Origin of the sequence: Methylobacterium sp. J-088, from assembly GCF_022829295.1 — a bacterium.
Classification (GTDB): domain Bacteria; phylum Pseudomonadota; class Alphaproteobacteria; order Rhizobiales; family Beijerinckiaceae; genus Methylobacterium.
The window spans coordinates 1-16,363 of sequence record NZ_JAKSYH010000021.1 but is presented as its reverse complement, the minus strand read 5'-3'; the positions used below and the strand labels follow the sequence as shown (position 1 = coordinate 16,363).

The following is a 16,363-nucleotide window of genomic DNA, read 5'->3' as shown; positions in this document are numbered from 1 at the left end:
ACATGCGTCGTTCCCGCATGTGATTGTAAGCCGCGACGTGGACTTGGTCGCGCGGGGTTCATACAAGATCGGCTAACCATACCGCACCACCATACCCTCAGCGATTGGCTCCGACCGCGCGCCGGAAGAGCAGCACCGGGGTCTTTCGCCCCTCGATACCCAGTGCGGCCTCGCCGGCGCAGTCGCGGTGATCGACGTGATTGCGGCTAAGCTTAAGCCCAGCTAGACGCGCTGCTTCGAGGCAGCGTGGAGCCCGAATGAGCGACGATGTGGCGGCCCTGCTCCTTGCCCTGGCAACAGAGAACGCAGAGCTTCGCCAGCAACTCGCCTCCGCTCAAGACATGCTCATGGAGACAGCCATCGATGCCGGGCATCTGCACGCGCGCATCGAGGCGGTACAGGCCGAGCGTGATGCGTGGCGGGATGAAGCCGAGCGGTTGAGAACGCGAAACATTCGGACCGGCTGACACAACGCCTAAATCAACAGCGGCTCGCCCAGCTTCATGCCCAGCCGTTTCGCCGAGTCGCGCGACAAGCCACCGACAATCTCTAACTGCGCCTTAGCCACGACGTTCAGCGCGGCAGCTTCCAGCGCCTCGTCCGGGGTGGTCGCCAGTACGGCGTATATGCGTACCGCTTCGCGTTTCTGAGACACGGATACGAGGTAGGCACGGCGTTTCGGCGGCTTCGGCATCTTGCCGGCTTACCGGTGGGAAAACCTCACGTCATCGCGATCGTGCGCCGGTCTCACCGGTCCGACAGGTGGAATGGGTTCATCAACCATGCCCGTGGGTATGGCCTGGTGGCTCACAATCCCGCCGCGCTCGGCGCGCCTGCTAGGGACAATGGCGGGGGGCGGCCCGCTGTGTTCAAGCCGCCGCGAGTACCTGCGTTGCTCAACACCCTGCTGGCGCTGCTCGCCGTTCTCGTCGTGATGGCCGCCCACGCGGCGTACCAACTGGTAAGCCTGCCCTTCCGTCTCCTGCGCGGCCTGTTCCGGCACAAGGCTCGGTCGGCCCCGCTGACGGCCCGATAACCCCCCTTCGCTATCCTGTTCTTGGGCCGCGTTGCGTATCGGCCCAACCGCTGGTGAGATCGGACGCTCCCCCGCCTCGTGAGCAGATCGAGGCGGGGCCGAGCGGCCGATACGAGAGAAGCTTCTATGCCAGTCCTCCCAGAGCGGAAGCTGTCCGACGCGGAACTCGATCGGCTGGCTCGTGAGCTGTTCGCTGAGGTGCGGGCGCAGCATGCGGAGAAGCCGCAGGGTAAGGCAAACGCCGACACGACCGCCGATATGGGGGTAGACCTAATCGACTGGTTGCTGGACTGCGGTGATGGTGACGGCGGCGATTAAGCGGCCTGCGCCTCAATCCTTAAAAATCCTGACCTCTCCGCTCGAAAGCTCATCGCGTTGGTCGGCGCACCACTGCTGTTCACCGACCTCCTTCACCTCGGCGTAGCGCCGCGCCAGTTCGTCCTTGAAGGCGGCGTTTGCCCGCTCAGGCCCGAGCACCTTGGTGGCCACATCACGGGCGGTCTGCGAGATCCGCAGGGCGGTCGTCCCGTCGATCGCGAAGTGCTTGCCGCAGAACGTGATGATAGCCGATTGCGCGCTGGACGCTCGCAGCAGGGCTAGGGCCTGCTCATCCTGGGTCTGGGCGTAGCTGGGCGAGGCATAGAGGCCAGCGGCGAGAGTCAGGGCAACAAGAGCTCGGCAGCGCATGACCACGTCTCCGGCGGCCGCACCGCCTGCTTTCGTAAGCGGAGCAAGGACGTAGTGATCGTAGGTTGGATGCAGGCCTAGCGCGATGCGGCCGATCGATCGCGGATGGCATTCATGCGATCCACTCAAGGGAAGTTGGTCCGATGGCTGTCGAGCGGTGCAAGGGTTCGCTAACCGACAGCCTCCAACGTCACGGCTATGTCTCGGCGAACGCTTCGAACCCTGAGAGGCGCACTTTGGATCGCCGTTCTCGCCCTCTGCTGCTTCTCAGCCTCTATGCTGGTGGAGGCTAATCGACCCGCAGAACGAGCCGTAGCGCACCTGCCGTCTGCGGATCCCACCACGACTGGAACTATCGATCGTGCTCCTATCCGATGGTGTGGGGCCGCCTCTTGGTGTCGCTAAACCGCAGATCAGGTAACGCTCGCCTCGATCATCGGCTGATCATTGACCTGCCCATTCCCCTCGTTACTCCTAGTCATCAACTGATCCGACCGCCTGCGCTTCCCGGTCAACCGCTTGACGGGCTTACCCTCCGGACCGAGGTGTTCACCCGCCTCGTACCAGCGACGAGCGAGCCACCCGTTCAGGCTATCCAAGGTCCCGCGGCTGTCCTTTAGGAACGCGGCGTTCGCCTCGATCAGGTCGAAGCCCGCGTGCTTCATGAGGGTCATCATCTGCAACTGGATACCCGTCCGCAGAGCCTTCTCGGTGTCCTCGTCGCTGAAGAGCCCCAGCAGGACGTAGTAGGCCGCGCGGCCGAGGTTGTCCCGGCCGGGCGCAGCCCGCTTCTTGCGCTTGGCGACGCACCTCGCCTGCGCCTTGTTGCGCTTCTGCTTGCGGCGAACGGTGTAGATGTCGCCTGACCTGACCGGCTGGCTTTGGACCGGGCTGATTGAGAGGATCAGCCAGGACCAAAGGAGTTGGACATGCGGCGAGGCCAGAAGACGAACGCGGAGCAGGTCGTGCTCAAGCTGCGCCAGATTGAGGTGCAGACTGCCCAGGGCAAGAGTTTGGCCCCTGCATGCAGGGAGGCGGAGATCTCCGAGCAAAATTACTACCGCTGGCGCAAGGAGTACGGCGGCCTTCAGGTCGATCAAGCCAGGAAGATGAAGGATCTGGAGCGCGAGAACGCTCGTCTGCGCCGGCTCGTCGCCGACCTTTCTTTGGTGGGTCAGGTGCTGGCGGACGTCGCCTCGGGAAACTTGTAGCCCCCGAGCGACGCAGGCAGGCGGTGGACGGCATCCGTGAGAAGTACGGCCTCTCGGAACGTCACGCCTGCCGGATCGTCGGTCAGCACCGCGGCACGCAACGCTACGTGCCTACCGTGCTGGCCGACGAGGATGCACTGACCCGCGCCATCATAACCTTGGCGTCCGAGTATGGACGTTACGGCTACCGCCGCGTCACCGCGCTGCTGCAGGCAGCGGGGTGGCAGGTGGGCAAGGATCGGGTCCAGCGCATCTGGCGTCGCGAGGGGCTGAAAGTCCCCAGCCGACATAAGCCCCGCAGCCGCCTGTGGCTGAACGACGGCTCGTGCGTGCGCCTGCGCCCGCTCCACCGCAACCACGTCTGGAGCTTCGACTTCGTGCAGGCCCAGACCCACGACGGCCGGAGCCTGCGCATCCTGACGCTGATCGACAAGCACAGCCGGACCTGCTTGGCGCTGAAGGTGGCGCGGCGCATCAACAGCCTCGGCGTGATCGAGGCTTTGGCCGATGCTATGTGCCTGCACGGCATCCCCGAGCACATCCGCTGCGACAATGGCCCAGAGATGATCTCGAAGGCGCTGCGCAAATGGGTCGCCAAAGCTGGCTCACAGATCCAGTATATCGCACCAGGATCCCCGTGGGAGAACGGGTACTGCGAAAGCTTCAACGGCAAGCTTCGGGACGAGTGCCTGCGCCAGGAGATCTTCTACTCGCTGAAGGAGGCGCAGATCGTGATCGGTCTATGGCAAACCACGTACAATTGCGTCCGACCGCATTCGTCGCTGGGCTATCGGCCGCCCGCGCCCGTCAGCTACCCGGATCCGGCCTTCCGGCTACCCATGACCGCGACCATGCAGTAGCCTCTCAATCGGCTCGGTCCAAAATACCGGTCAGGTCACCCTCGCCTGTCGTCTGCCAACTCGGATCACTTCACCCATCGCCGGAGGAGCGTCCAATGACAGCGCCACTCCCGAGGCCGACAGGTTCAGGATCTGCGCCGACACGCGCCGACCATCCCCCAGCATGACCTCCACGGTAGTGCGCTCTGGAAGGATCCGTCGGTGGACGCGCACCATCTCGAACGATTTTGCTTGCCGGTGCGATAGCTCGATGAAGCGTCGCGCCACATCGCCGGGTGAAGGGGTCGTGCCGATGACGCGCACGGCGAAGTCGCAGCTCCCCACCCATACGACCCGAACCTGTGCGGATCCAATGTCGCGGATGTTGCAGATGAGGCGCTCTTCGACGGTAGGCAGCGTCGCCGACCGCGGTCTCAATCCTTCGGACGAGATGTCCACGGTGACCGCGTGGAACTCGGACCAGTCGCAGCGAAGACACAGGGCGGGCACGACGACAGGGTGACGTGTGGGGGCTCTTCGTTCGATCATGCGCCGGACGCCGTAGTGAGAGGGCGAAAGGCACGCACCAAAGCTCCGTTATAACAACCTGTCATGCCTTTCACGACCGCCAGCGCCTTTGGCCCGGGCATACGGCAGACGCGGAACGCGCCATGATCGCGCACGCGGCGCTCACCGCGAACGGCGTTGCTGGTGCGTTTAGGCGGCGAGAACGTCTGCAGCGTCTGGTAAACACGCCTGTCCGTTCGGCTGCGGTTCAAACGAGCCGACGCGGTGAGCTGCCGTCTGGACGTCGTCAGCTTCCTGGGCCATCGCCGTCGCGAGAAGCCGCGCACGCCCAGCCCAACGATCCCGTTCTACCCGCATGGCATGGAGTTGATCCTCGCGCGATGCCAACGCGACTTGCAACGCATCAATCTCGGTTCGTAGATCGCTCGTGCGTTGCCGCTCACTCGCCAGGGCGGCTTTAAGCACAGAGAGGGCAGCGTCGGTCGCTTCCTTCGACGAGCGGTTCACATCCCCGGTGGGAAGGGATCGTGGCCCACCACTTTCGCCCCCGGCAGTCCGATTACCGCTCGTCGGTGACAACATCTGAGTGGCCGCTGCATCCGGTCGAAGCTGCGCGATTTCTGCTTTTAGGTGCTCGACATCGAGCCCTGTTGGGCTGTGCACCTCGGTTGGCTGGATCGACGGAGCGGGGACGCGCGAGAGCGGCACGCCCTCCTCATCCAATACCAGCTCGTGCAGCATGGCCAACACGGCATCACCATCCAGCCTGGACAGGTCGAACCCGCTCTCGGCTGCGAGCCGGCTGAAGCGTGCTTGGCCCCCGGCGGATGCGCCAACGAAGGCCATGGACCAGTTCGCAAAGCTGCGGCTCTCTGTCGGACCGCCCTGAAGAACCGTCACGTCGCCGTGGCGATCATCGCACTGGATCCGCTCAAATGTTTCTTCGACTCCCTGTCGCGGTCCCTCCAAGACCTGGGCGAAGGCGCCGGTGTTGAACATCAGCGCGCCAGTCACATCCGACCGAGCGTTATTCCTCTGTGATGCGGCCAGGATCTGCCCGACGGCTGCCGTTAACTCGGCTTCCGATCCTTGAAACAAATTCTTACTGGCGTAGACGAGGCGGTAGAGTTCGCTCATAGGATGTCCAATAAGTTGTGTGGACTAAGCTTATGGCTGGTGGCTCGCGAGGAATTTTAGAAGATCGTCCGCCGGTATGGGCCTGCTGATGAAATAGCCCTGAACGTCTGTGCAGCCTTCATCGCGAATGCGCTGCATCTGCTCTGGCGTTTCGACGCCTTCGGCAACCGTTGTCATACCGAGGCTCTTGCCGAGGCCCGCGATCGCCCGGATGATCGCATCCCCATCGGGTTTGCTCGATAAGTCTTTCACGAAGGACCGGTCGATCTTGATTTTGTCGAACGGGAAGCTGCGCAGGTAGCTTAAGGACGAGTAGCCGGTACCGAAATCGTCCATCGAAACGCGGACCCCAAGTTCGCGCAGTCGATGAAGCGTTTGTAAGGTTTTCTCACTCTCCTGTAGGAGAACGCCCTCTGTGATCTCAACCTCCAGTCGCTTGGCCGACAGACCTGAGCTGGCGAGCGCTGAGAGGATCGTCTCGACAAGCCGGTCGCTCTTGAACTGAGCAGGGGAGACGTTCACCGCGACCGACATCGCAGTGGGCCACGTCATCGCATCGCGGCAAGCTTGACGGAGAACCCACTCGCCGATCGGCACGATCAGGCCGATCTCCTCAGCCAGCGGGATAAAATCAAGTGGCGATATCATCCCGCGCTCGGGATGCTTCCAGCGGATCAAGGCTTCGCAGCCGATTAGCTTATCGCCCTCGAGCTGCATCTGGGGCTGATAGTGGAGCTGGAACTCGCGTCGGGCCAGAGCCTGGCGCATGTCGAGTTCGAGCCGGCGTCGCGCCTGCATGCGCGCGTCCATCTCCGGTTCGAAGAAGCGGTACGTCCCACGCCCGTCAAGCTTGGCCCGGTACAGGGCTAGATCGGCGTTTTTCAGGAGCTTATCCTCACTCGTCCCGTCTGCGGGCGCGAGCGCTACGCCGACGCTAGCTCCGATCGTCAGAAGGTGGCCCTCGACCATGTAGGTCCGGCCGATTAAATCGACGAGGCGCCGGGCCAACGCCTGTGTGTCGGCAGCCTCGCGGATGCCAGTTTGCAGAATGATGAACTCATCACCGCCAATCCGGGCCACCGTGTCTGTGGGCCTCACGGTCGAACGCAGGCGGTCGGCAACCTTCGCGAGAAGTGCATCGCCGATCGGGTGGCCGAGCGTGTCGTTGACCGGCTTGAACCGGTCGAGGTCGATGAGCAGTAGAGCGCACGCCTCGCCGTTGCGCTGCAAGCGTGCCAGAGCCTCGGCCAGACGTTCTCGCAAGAGCAGGCGGTTTGGCAGGCTGGTAAGTGGATCGAGACGCGCCAATTCTTCTGCGCGCGTCTCGCTCGCCTTGCGCGCGCTGACATCTTCTAGGGTTACGACCCAACCTTCACCCGCGATGGAACGGATCTCGACCTGCAGCGTGTGATCCTGGCCCGTCACTTCGAACGAAGCGGATGTTTGAAGGTCGCGTGCGTGTCGCAGAGACTTGAAGATCTCTGGTCGCGATTGCGAAGCTCCCGCGCACAAGGCACGAAGCAACTGCATCGCGGATTGATTAGCCGTCTGCTCGACCTTCATGTTGAAGAGGAGGCGCTCGGCTGGGCTGTTCGATATAGCGACCCGCCCCGAGGAGTCGATCATCAACAGGCCGTGCCGGATTACATCGAGATATCGGTTCCAAGTGAGAAGCGGGGCAACACTCGGATCCAATCGGATCGCAGATAGCACGATTTTGCGCTGCGCCGCGCCGAGGTGGTGCAGATCAGCGCTCATCGCACGAGGGCCCTAGATTGAGGCTGTCAGGCAGCACACAAGATAGCTAATAGGGCCGTTATAAGAACGAATGTTTTAATTTGCGGTGCATGGTTGCCGGATTGTTTGACGTACCGTTTGTCGCAGCTTGTATGTTGGGCCGTCCACCGCCTGGCTCGTCTCACCGCGTCGAGGCCAGGTGCGCCAGAACCGTGAGATGGTTCCCGTGTCTCTTCAGGGGCTCGATCGCTGATCCGAGATAGCTTGCATCACCACTACACTCAAACAAGACACCTATCCTATCAGTCGATATGTCGTTTATTCGACCGTTTTCCCGACGATTCAGAGAGGCCGATCGCGAGCCTCCCGAAACAGCCCCATTTTTGTCGGAGAAACGTGTCGGCTTTTCTATTGCCGGATAAACGTGGTTTTGGCACTGTCCCGACATGCTTGTCGGATATGCCCGCGTCTCGACGCTCGACCAGAACCTCGACCTGCAGCGCGACGCGCTGACCAAGGCCGGGTGTGAGCGTCTGTTCGAGGAGAAGAAGTCCGGTAAGGCCGGGACCAAGCGACCGGAGTTTGAGGCGGCGCTGGCCTACCTGCGCCCCGAGGACGTGCTCGTCGTGTGGAAGCTCGACCGGCTGGGCCGATCCCTCGTCGAGATGATGCGCACCATCGACGGCTTGCGCGTGAAGGACGTGCACTTCCGGAGCCTGACCGAGCAGTTCGACAGCGCCACCGCCCACGGTCGCTTCGCCCTGCAGATGCATGGGGCGATGGCCGAGTACTTCCTCGACCTCAACCGCGAGCGCACCATGGAGGGCTTGAAGGCGGCGCTTGCCCGTGGACGCAAAGGTGGTCGACCGAAGAAGCTGAGCGAGGATGATATTGCAGTTGGCCGTGCCCTTCTGGCAGCCGGTACGATCAGCGTGGCCGACATCGCCAAGCGGCTCGGGGTCAACCGGGACACATTCTACACCTACTTCCCCCGGGCACGGGCGACCAGCAAAGGCGCGGAGGGCTGAGCCCAAGCGAATTCATTGTTGCTCGGCGGCGGCGCTTCACTCAATGCGATGCTTTTCTGCGACCCTATCATTTGTGTACACAATGCTTATTGCACCCGGTTGCAAAAAATGGGGAGGGGGATGTGACAAGCCGAAGGTTGACGAGGGGTAACACGGCGAAGGGCGGGGCGGAGACCCGGGCGCAGGCAGAAAAGCGAGCTGCCAAGCTGGCACCCACGATCGCGGAGCTGCAGGCGGAAGGGCACACATCGGTCCGCATGCTTGCGGCTGCTCTGGAGGCTCGCGGCGAGCTTACGGATCGGGGCGGCCGGTGGCATGTAACGGCCGTTCAGCGGCTGTTGAAGCGGATCGAGGCTCTGCCTTAGCTACCCCTCCACGCCGGGGGCCTGCCTTTGATAAGCTTGAGCCAGGCCTGGGCGGCCTCTTTCAGGGGCTCTGCCGTGACCGCTTCGAATGCCATGAGATCTGCAGGCTTCGGCGGCACAAGCATCGCGTCGGCATGAGTAACGATCATGCTACGCTTATGCTCGGCCGCGATCGTGACCGCCACATTAAATACTTAGCGCCGCCGGTGGGCATAGCCGGATCTTCTCCTTGATCTCAACGGGGCGGATCGGATCTCGCCACTTTGCCGCGATGTTATTCGGATGTGGCTGCACGTGACAGATGTCGAGAGTCGATCTGGGACTGGTTAGGATCTTGCTGCCTCGCGCGCGTAAGGAAAGAGAAGGAAAGCAATCGAGGTTAAAAGGACTATATCGGATCTGGTATGAGTTTCCATCTAGCAGTGGTGGTTCACCCTCTCAAGCTGCTTCGGTTAATCCTCTGGTACGAGTCGACGCGGCCGGTTCTGCTTTGATCGCCTTACAAAAGAAGCGTTGACACGGGATCTTCTGCCCCTGCTGCGCAATGCGATCAGCACGAGGGCGAGCTTGGGCTTCTCGTTTCCCGTCTACGTGCAGCGCAGGTCGGTAGGGTTTGCGGATTTGCAGTAGGTCCGCCGTTTGCTGGCCATTGTATGGGGTTACCCAGAACACCCGGTGATGCCGCCCTCGAACAGGCTCAGACGGTGGGTTTTCAGCACGCCCCGACCCATGATCAACGGGATCCGCAGACGCAGCCGTCTGATCGGCAGTGCGGGCTCGTTCGATGCGGCCGCGGTCGTCACAGCTCGCTCCGCGGTACATCACAATACCCCGGCATCAAGGCCAGGTAGTCATCGATCTATCCGTTGGCGCCGATGCTGAAAACGCGCAGTGTGGCCAGAGCCGCAACTTCCATAGGCGGCCGGACTTCATTTTTGGAAATCAGTCTATGCCTTGGCGGCAGGTCCACGTGATCGGCAGCCTACCCTTGGGCCTCACATGAAAACAGGGTTTGCGGACAGTGCGTTTGCGCTGTGCGACCGCTCGGCCTTACGCTTCTCGGTGTCGCTTTTTTTCAGCTGGATGGCTGAACGGCTGACGTCGCCCCCGGGCTTGGTTGGCAGTCGAGTTGCGCCGAACGCATGGCTCGGGTGGCGGTTAAGCCCTGATCCGGCTGGAACGACGGATCAGGGCCGTTGATGCGCGCTAAAGGCCTAGGCGTTCTGCGTCGCTGCAACCGGTTTCAGTATGGTCAAGCTTTATTACTTCCGAGTCTTTGTCTTCGGCAATGGCGCGGCCCCATCCTCAGGTATCGCCTGTTCTATGGCGTCCCGAATGAAAGACGACCGCGTCGTGTTTTTCTCCGGTTCATCACGACGACGCTGGATAACAGCCCGACCGATAGCATCGAAAAGATTTTCATCAAGCTTGAGACCGACATGTTTCATGGCCCACTCCTGCATATGACGCATACTCAACTTGGCAATAGTTTCATCTGTTAAACAATCAGTCAAGTAAAAATTATATCATGACTACATGATTTTAGGGTGACATGATTGATCTGCTGTTCGTCCGCCATCAAAGGCCGGTCAAAAGCATATTTTTCGTCAAGGTGAGCGCGTAATAGGCTCGAATGACCTGGAATATTTCTGTCCTGGACCATACGGGCGCCCCCCCAAGACTGGCGAGAGGATTCTCACCCACAGGGTGGATCGGATCATAAAGGCCGACATCGCACCCCAACACATCATCAACCGCATGTTTTTGCACTAACGCACCCAAGCGACGTACGACAGACCAACAAATAACATTGATTTATCAGTTATTTAGCTGTCGGGTCGTTCGTGCAACCGGTTGCACCGATACGGCTAAGGCTAGGGTTGGCCGAGTCCGGGTCATCGGTTCGGGCAACCAATCAAGATCATCACGCGCGCGATTGACTGCCGCGCTGATGAACTCGGCTTTCGAATATGTAACCGCCGGATTTTCACGGCCACGATCCGTTACGATGCGGTCGATTTCCTCGACCACCTACGCGCAGGCCTTATATCCGAGGGAAATCATCGCGGCACCTGAACGAGGTTGTTATTCAGGTGTGATTAAAAATTATGGAATGGCAAAAATATTGGCTTGACGTGGTACCGGTTGCATGAATAGATGAAAGACCCCAGGCGTCGAGACAAGCGGTTCGGTTTATGATCGTGCCAATATCTTGCCGGATCAACGGCACGTCCTTGTTCATAACCGCGCGTCGTCGATGCACTCATATATTAAGGGTCATCGGCAGCGTGTTTCAACAAAGTGTTGCCGAATGCTCGCGCTAGATCAACGGAAGACTGCAGCGAGCTCAAACTCGCTGCAACCGGGTGCAGGACGGCCAAGCTTGCCGCCCGTGGTGCGCTGCCTACCGCCCTCCCGGCGCAAGCGGGCAAAGAAGGCGCAAAGGCACGAGAATAAAATCAAGAAGCGGATCGAGCGGTTTGTCGCAGAGGGCAGGACCAGGAATGCGGCGCAACTGGCCCGTCTGTACGGCCACTCCCATGACGCCAAGTTCGTCGCGCTGTTCGATGCGAACAAGAAGCTACCGCGTGGTTTAAGAACCAAGGGCTCGGAGCTCCACAAAATCGCGGATGAGATGGACCTGCGGCAGCCGCAAGGTGAGGCTACCTACCGCGCGGAACCCAAGCCGAAGGGCGGCTACCGGCCCGTCGTAAACTTCACTCTGCCAGCAAGAGCGGCCCAACTCCTACTAAAGCGGGCGGCAAGGCCCTTCCTGCGGATTAGACCGGACCAGTTCGCCGTGGAAAACGGCAACGCGCCGGCAGAAGGTCGTCGTATCGTTGAACTTGCGGCCCACGGATATGGCTCGTTCATCGAGGGCGACATTGCAAATTGCTACGCCACCATTGATCCGGATGGCGTCAACAGGCTTCCTGGGGGCAACCTCAGGAGGATGATGGAAGCTAATGCACTCTCTAGGAGTGTGAGGGCATCCCTCATGAAGACCAGGAGGAAGCTCTCCTCTATCGATCTCAGCAACCTACAGCAGCAGGTCCGAACAGGCATTCCCCAGGGCTCCAGCCTCTCCCCGCTCTTGGCGGAGGCGGCAATCGCGTCGGTGCTAGATGAGGCCGAACAGCATTCGGATTGGCCGAAGGATGTTCACCTCATCTGTCATGCGGACAACATTGCCATCCTCGGTCGCACAAAGGCGGACGCAGGGTGCGCGGCAGATATCCTCAGGGACGCGTTCACACGCAGCCGGTTCGGACCGCTTAAATTGCTTTGTAAGGACGCAAGGTCGATCAGACAGGGTTTCGATTTCTTAGGTATCCGTTTCATTGCGAAGAGGCGGCGCGTTTATGCGGAAGTATCGCCAGCGAAGAGATCAGAGTGCGTGACCTGGATCTCAACCATGGTTCAGGACTACAGAATGTTGCGATACGACATGAAAAGCACCGCTCGAAAATGCGGGTCACCGGTCGGTCTTCACCAAAAGGACCACCCTCCGACACAATCAGAGCAACTGGAAGACATTAAAAGACGCGTTCGGAGTTGGGGTGCATCTATGGGCCTCCGTAAAGATGGGCGTCCACTAACGCGGGCTGCGCAGTGGGCGAACAGTGTTCTGAGCTACGCCTTGGACTTTCAGATGCGCGGCCAGGCTCTACGCGCACAGGCGGCCTACCATCACCGCGCACTTCACGAGCCGGGCTTCGTATACGAACATGGGTGAGCAATCGGCATATCTGGGGCCTGTCGCACACAGGCATGGGCGTGCGTTCACGGGTCGTTAGCCATAGCCGCCGAGCTTGCCGCCTCAGTTTTGAAGCCGGACCATGATCCTCAACGCCCTCGCGCTCAAGCTAAAGCAAAAGGCCTGCGGCGACTTCAAGAGCCCGTACTCACCAGCCATCGGTGAGAGCTGCGAAGCGGGAACACTGCTGCACACACCCATGAACTACATCGCCAAACACCTGCAGCAGGGGATCGAGAGCAGGCACTTTCGGGTGAACCAGCTGATGCCGCGGGTGAGCGGCTTCCACTCCTTTAACACGGCGCGGCGCACAATCTGCGGCTTCGAGGCCATGCTGTGGCTGCGCAAAGGCTTCGGGTTCTGAGGTGTATGGACCGTTCGCGAAGGCCTATTCCAGGTGCCGGTAACACCTCAGAACCCGAGGGGTCAGTCACGACATCCGTCGTGGCAAACGTCACAACTCTGTCCTAGACCCTCCATTCGTGTACACAATGCTCACTGCAACCGGTTGCAAAGAATAGAAGGGGGTCGTGACAAGTCGGAGGCCGAAGGCATTGCCGAGGGCAACGGCAGCTGCTCTCAAGCAAGGCCCCGGCGCTGGTTGGCCTGGGCAATGAACCAGTTATCTGGGATCGCGTTTTGTTGTTGCCCCTTAAAGACCGGACAGGGTCTCCTGGGTTGATCGGGCGATGAACTCGCGCGGCGAACGGTAGCCGAGCGCACGATGAGGATGAAGGTTGTTGTAGTGCGCCAGCCAGACAGGAAGCTGGCGCAGCACGCTCTCGGCATCCGGCAGGGCCGAGACACGCACGTAGTCGCGTTTCAAGGTTCGCACGAACGCCTCAGCCATGCCGTTGCTCTGCGGGCTCTCCAGCGGCGTCGTTCTCGGTACCAACCCGAGGTCGCGGGCGAAGCGGCGAGTGTCGCGGGCGACGTAGCAACTGCCGTTGTCAGTCAACCACTCGATCAGGCTTGGCAACTGGTTGACTGGCCCGAAGCGGTGTTCGAAGGCGGCCACCATCAGGTCGCGGACGTCCTCGCCCGTGATGCCCGCCGTGGTCGCCACGTAGCTCATCGCCTCCCGATCACAGCAGTCGAGCGCGAAGGCGACCCGAACCCGCTCGCCGACGACATCATGAGCCGACAGATCTTTGAATATGACTGCGTTGCCACGTTTTATTGCTTGGATCGAATGAAATTGTGATTGTCACCGGGCGCCCTTGGGGGGCTCGGCGCAGTGAATTCAAAATTACTCATTTTCTACATAATGATGAGTTCTATGCTTCCACAATACGGTAAGGCCTGCGTGTCCGCGTTGCGCGTATATCCTGTCTGGACATATGTTCTGCGAACAAGCTGTATATGACATTAATACTATTGGAATACGGTTTTGAAGATAACTGCAACGAAGGTTTTGCAAGAGCTTCTTCGCCAGCAGACGGCGCTTGCCCGGTTTGGGGAGCTCGCTATTCGGTCCGATGATCTTGATGAAATCTTGACGGAGGCCTGCCGCTTGGCAGGGGAGGCTCTCGGTACCGATCTCGCCAAGGTTGTCGAACTGCGGGCGGACGGAAAGACCCTTCTGGTGCGTGCGGGCGTCGGGTGGAAGTCGGGTGTCATTGGACAGGCGACTATCACCGCGGAGCACGATACGTCGGAAGGGCACGCGCTCCGGACGGGAGAGCCCATGATCTCACCCGACATCGCGAAGGAGACGCGGTTTCGATACTCGCAGTTCCTGATCGACAACGATGTCAGAGCGGTGGCAAACGTCCTGATCCTTGGCGGTCGAGGGAAGCCGCCGTTTGGCATCCTTCAAATCGACAGCCACGTCCCGCGCCAATTCACCGAGAGCGACACCCTCTTCCTGCGCAGTTACGCCAACCTCCTTGCAGGTGCCGTGGACCGCATTCGGGTCATGGGCGAGGTGCGGGACCGTGAGGCAAGCTTGCGAACCATTCTTGCGGAGCGCGTGGCCGAACGCACCCGCGAACTGACCGATGCCAATGCCAGACTTCACGCGGAGGCCGAGGAGCGCGGACGGATCGAGGAGGCGCTGCGTCAATCGCTTAAGATGGAGGCCGTCGGGCAGCTAACCGGGGGGCTAGCGCACGACTTCAACAATCTCCTCGCGGGCATCTCCGGTAGCCTCGAGTTCATCCGGATACGCATCGGTCAGGACCGCGCTTCGGAGGCCACCCGCTACATCGATGTGGCGATGACCTCGGTCGACCGAGCCGCGGCACTGACCCACCGGCTCCTCGCTTTCTCACGACGCCAGACGCTGGATCCCAAGGCGACCGACGTCAACCGGCTGGTCGGCGGCATGGAGGATCTGTTCCGGCGCACAGTCGGTCCTGGTATCGCGATTGAGACCAGACTTGCAGACGATCTCTGGCCGGCGCTGTGCGACCCGAACCAGCTCGAGAACGCGATGCTCAATCTCGTCATCAACGCACGGGACGCCATGCCAGACGGCGGCCCGCTCACGATCGAGACCCGAAACAGCGTCTTTGCGCATTCGCGTTCCGGTGGCGACCCCACACTGGGGAGTGTGCCGGCGGGCGAGTACATGGGCCTCTTCGTGACGGACGGGGGCACTGGCATGCCGCCCGACGTGATCGCACGGGTGTTCGAGCCGTTCTTCACGACCAAGCCTTTGGGCGAAGGCACCGGCCTCGGCTTGTCGATGATCTACGGCTTCGTCCAGCAATCCGGTGGTCATGTCCTGTTGGGAAGCGAAACTGGACAGGGCACCGTCGTGTCGATCTACCTACCTCGGCACCTTGGGCTGGCGGACGGCGTCAAGGTGGTGGGCGTGGTGCCAAGCCTGCCGCGCGTCGAGGCGAGCACGGTCGTTCTGGTTGTCGAGGACGAAACGGCGTTGAGGATGCTGATCGTCGAGGCGCTCTCCGAGCTTGGCTACAGCGTGCTAGAGGCCGAGGACGGGCAGGCCGGCTTGCGGATCATCGAGACCGGCGTCTGCATCAGTCTCCTCCTCACCGATGTCGGATTGCCCGGCGGCATGAACGGGCGCCAGCTGGCCGACGCGGCGCGTGTGCACAGCCCGACGCTGAAGGTCCTGTTCCTGACCGGCTACGCAGCGAGCGCCGCCGTCAGGAATGGCCGCATGGCATTGGGTATGGAGCTTATGAACAAGCCATTCGCCCTGGACGCGCTTGGGGCTAAAGTTCAGGAGATGACAAATGATATTTGGCCCCATTGAACGGCATGCTAGTTAAGCGGTATAGATGTTAAATCTATGCTAAAAACTTCGATATTATGTATTAGACAGCTAATCTCTTCCAATATCATAGCGTTTTAACTGCATTTGGCGGCTAATTATTGAAACAAAAATCTGAGAGAATTACATGAATGTTCGCTTACGGACATATTAGATCTACATTTTCGGCGAGACCAAGGTAGGGCCGGACAGTCTGCTTCAGGGAGAAGGGTTAGGATCCGTTCCCCGCCACAAGCCAAAATTACCGGACGGCCGACGAATGGCCGTGTGTGGACGCCCCATCGGATTCAAGGGGGTGTTTGAGAGATCTGTGCGCGCAGGTTCAGGTGCTTCCGTGTGTCCGGCCTGTTGATGCAGCCATCCTCACGGCTGCGGGCCTGTATGGAGATCGCGGATCGGGTCCAAATCGCTTTTGCGCGCTCGAGGCGCCTGGACATTCACTGGTTTTCCCGACCCCGTCTTCTGACCGTTGCGCCATACCTCTCGACTGACCTTCCCTGCCTCCCTGACGCCTCAGGCCGTGGCGATCACGCCGTGGCCGGAGCTCTGTAGGAGCCGCCATGGGCCATCAAGGCCCAGACGATCCTCGCCATCTTGTTCGCCAGGGCGACGGTGATCAGCATGCGCGGCTTGCGCGACAGCATGCCGGCCAACTGATCGGCCCCCACGAGGTGGTCCAAGGGTAAAGTTAGTGCACGGTGGGCCGCTCCGCCGCGAGTAGCTTGGCCGGCGGAGCTGGTCGGGCGAGCGCAGCCGGCCAAGCGGAGAAGGCTGGCACGAACACCTCCGGGGCC

13 protein-coding genes and 3 pseudogenes are annotated in these 16,363 nt (G+C 60.8%); 8 read left to right on the top strand and 8 right to left on the bottom strand.

Going from position 1 to position 16,363, the window contains the following annotated elements; all coding sequences use genetic code 11:
- The first annotated feature begins 257 nt into the window (after window positions 1-257).
- Window positions 258-467 (top strand): hypothetical protein, encoded by a 210-nt coding sequence (locus tag MKK63_RS01185; protein WP_243997920.1) that lies wholly within the window; start codon window positions 258-260, stop codon window positions 465-467.
- Window positions 468-475: 8 nt separating this feature from the next.
- On the opposite strand, the gene MKK63_RS01180 is transcribed toward MKK63_RS01185, so the two are convergent.
- Complete coding sequence (locus MKK63_RS01180) at window positions 476-694, bottom strand: hypothetical protein (protein WP_243997918.1); 219 nt, start codon at window positions 692-694, stop codon at window positions 476-478.
- Between the two features lie 108 nt (window positions 695-802).
- On the opposite strand from MKK63_RS01180, the gene MKK63_RS01175 reads away from it, so the two are divergent.
- Entirely contained in the window at window positions 803-1,036 is a 234-nt protein-coding gene (locus MKK63_RS01175) for a hypothetical protein (RefSeq protein WP_243997916.1), read from the top strand.
- 126 nt (window positions 1,037-1,162) lie between these two features.
- Window positions 1,163-1,354 carry a hypothetical protein gene (locus tag MKK63_RS01170; RefSeq protein ID WP_243997914.1) on the top strand — a complete coding sequence of 64 codons (192 nt, stop codon included), beginning with the start codon at window positions 1,163-1,165 and terminating at the stop codon, window positions 1,352-1,354.
- A gap of 12 nt (window positions 1,355-1,366) precedes the next feature.
- Here MKK63_RS01170 and MKK63_RS01165 read toward each other — a convergent pair whose 3' ends face one another.
- Complete coding sequence (locus tag MKK63_RS01165; RefSeq protein WP_243997912.1) at window positions 1,367-1,852, bottom strand: hypothetical protein; 486 nt, start codon at window positions 1,850-1,852, stop codon at window positions 1,367-1,369.
- Between the two features lie 284 nt (window positions 1,853-2,136).
- Window positions 2,137-2,823, bottom strand: a complete 687-nt coding sequence (locus MKK63_RS01160; RefSeq protein ID WP_243997925.1) for a hypothetical protein — start codon at window positions 2,821-2,823, stop codon at window positions 2,137-2,139.
- On the opposite strand from MKK63_RS01160, the gene MKK63_RS01155 reads away from it, so the two are divergent.
- Window positions 2,713-3,794 (top strand): IS3 family transposase gene (locus MKK63_RS01155; RefSeq protein WP_243997924.1). Its coding sequence is split into 2 segments (ribosomal slippage): window positions 2,713-2,920 and window positions 2,920-3,794, totalling 1,083 coding nucleotides; the frame shifts between segments, so codons are not numbered across the junction. The genes MKK63_RS01160 and MKK63_RS01155 overlap by 111 nt on opposite strands.
- Window positions 3,795-3,824: 30 nt before the next feature.
- On the opposite strand, the gene MKK63_RS01150 is transcribed toward MKK63_RS01155, so the two are convergent.
- The 3 genes from MKK63_RS01150 to MKK63_RS01140 form a co-directional block, all read right to left on the bottom strand.
- Window positions 3,825-4,232 carry a PilZ domain-containing protein gene (locus MKK63_RS01150; RefSeq protein WP_243997910.1) on the bottom strand — a complete coding sequence of 136 codons (408 nt, stop codon included), beginning with the start codon at window positions 4,230-4,232 and terminating at the stop codon, window positions 3,825-3,827.
- Between the two features lie 258 nt (window positions 4,233-4,490).
- Window positions 4,491-5,438: a BLUF domain-containing protein gene (locus MKK63_RS01145; protein WP_243997909.1), complete on the bottom strand. Its 948-nt coding sequence runs from the start codon at window positions 5,436-5,438 to the stop codon at window positions 4,491-4,493.
- A gap of 30 nt (window positions 5,439-5,468) precedes the next feature.
- A complete protein-coding gene (locus MKK63_RS01140) occupies window positions 5,469-7,196 on the bottom strand; it encodes a putative bifunctional diguanylate cyclase/phosphodiesterase (protein ID WP_243997906.1) in 1,728 nt (575 codons plus the stop codon).
- Window positions 7,197-7,621: 425 nt separating this feature from the next.
- Between MKK63_RS01140 and MKK63_RS01135 the strand changes: the two genes are divergently transcribed.
- The 3 genes and pseudogenes from MKK63_RS01135 to MKK63_RS01125 form a co-directional block, all read left to right on the top strand.
- Window positions 7,622-8,203, top strand: coding sequence for a recombinase family protein (locus tag MKK63_RS01135; protein ID WP_243997904.1), 582 nt, complete (start codon window positions 7,622-7,624; stop codon window positions 8,201-8,203).
- A gap of 2,757 nt (window positions 8,204-10,960) precedes the next feature.
- Window positions 10,961-12,304: a reverse transcriptase domain-containing protein gene (locus tag MKK63_RS01130; RefSeq protein WP_243997922.1), complete on the top strand. Its 1,344-nt coding sequence runs from the start codon at window positions 10,961-10,963 to the stop codon at window positions 12,302-12,304.
- Between the two features lie 151 nt (window positions 12,305-12,455).
- Window positions 12,456-12,686: pseudogene (locus MKK63_RS01125) on the top strand (DDE-type integrase/transposase/recombinase); the annotation flags it as partial.
- A gap of 291 nt (window positions 12,687-12,977) precedes the next feature.
- Here MKK63_RS01125 and MKK63_RS01120 read toward each other — a convergent pair.
- Window positions 12,978-13,451, bottom strand: a pseudogene (locus tag MKK63_RS01120) (DDE-type integrase/transposase/recombinase); the annotation flags it as partial.
- Between the two features lie 264 nt (window positions 13,452-13,715).
- Between MKK63_RS01120 and MKK63_RS01115 the strand changes: the two are divergent.
- Window positions 13,716-15,551, top strand: a complete 1,836-nt coding sequence (locus MKK63_RS01115) for an ATP-binding protein (protein ID WP_243997902.1) — start codon at window positions 13,716-13,718, stop codon at window positions 15,549-15,551.
- A gap of 545 nt (window positions 15,552-16,096) precedes the next feature.
- Here the strand turns inward: MKK63_RS01115 and MKK63_RS01110 are convergent.
- Window positions 16,097-16,222: pseudogene (locus MKK63_RS01110) on the bottom strand (IS110 family transposase); the annotation flags it as partial.
- Window positions 16,223-16,363: the final 141 nt, after the last annotated feature.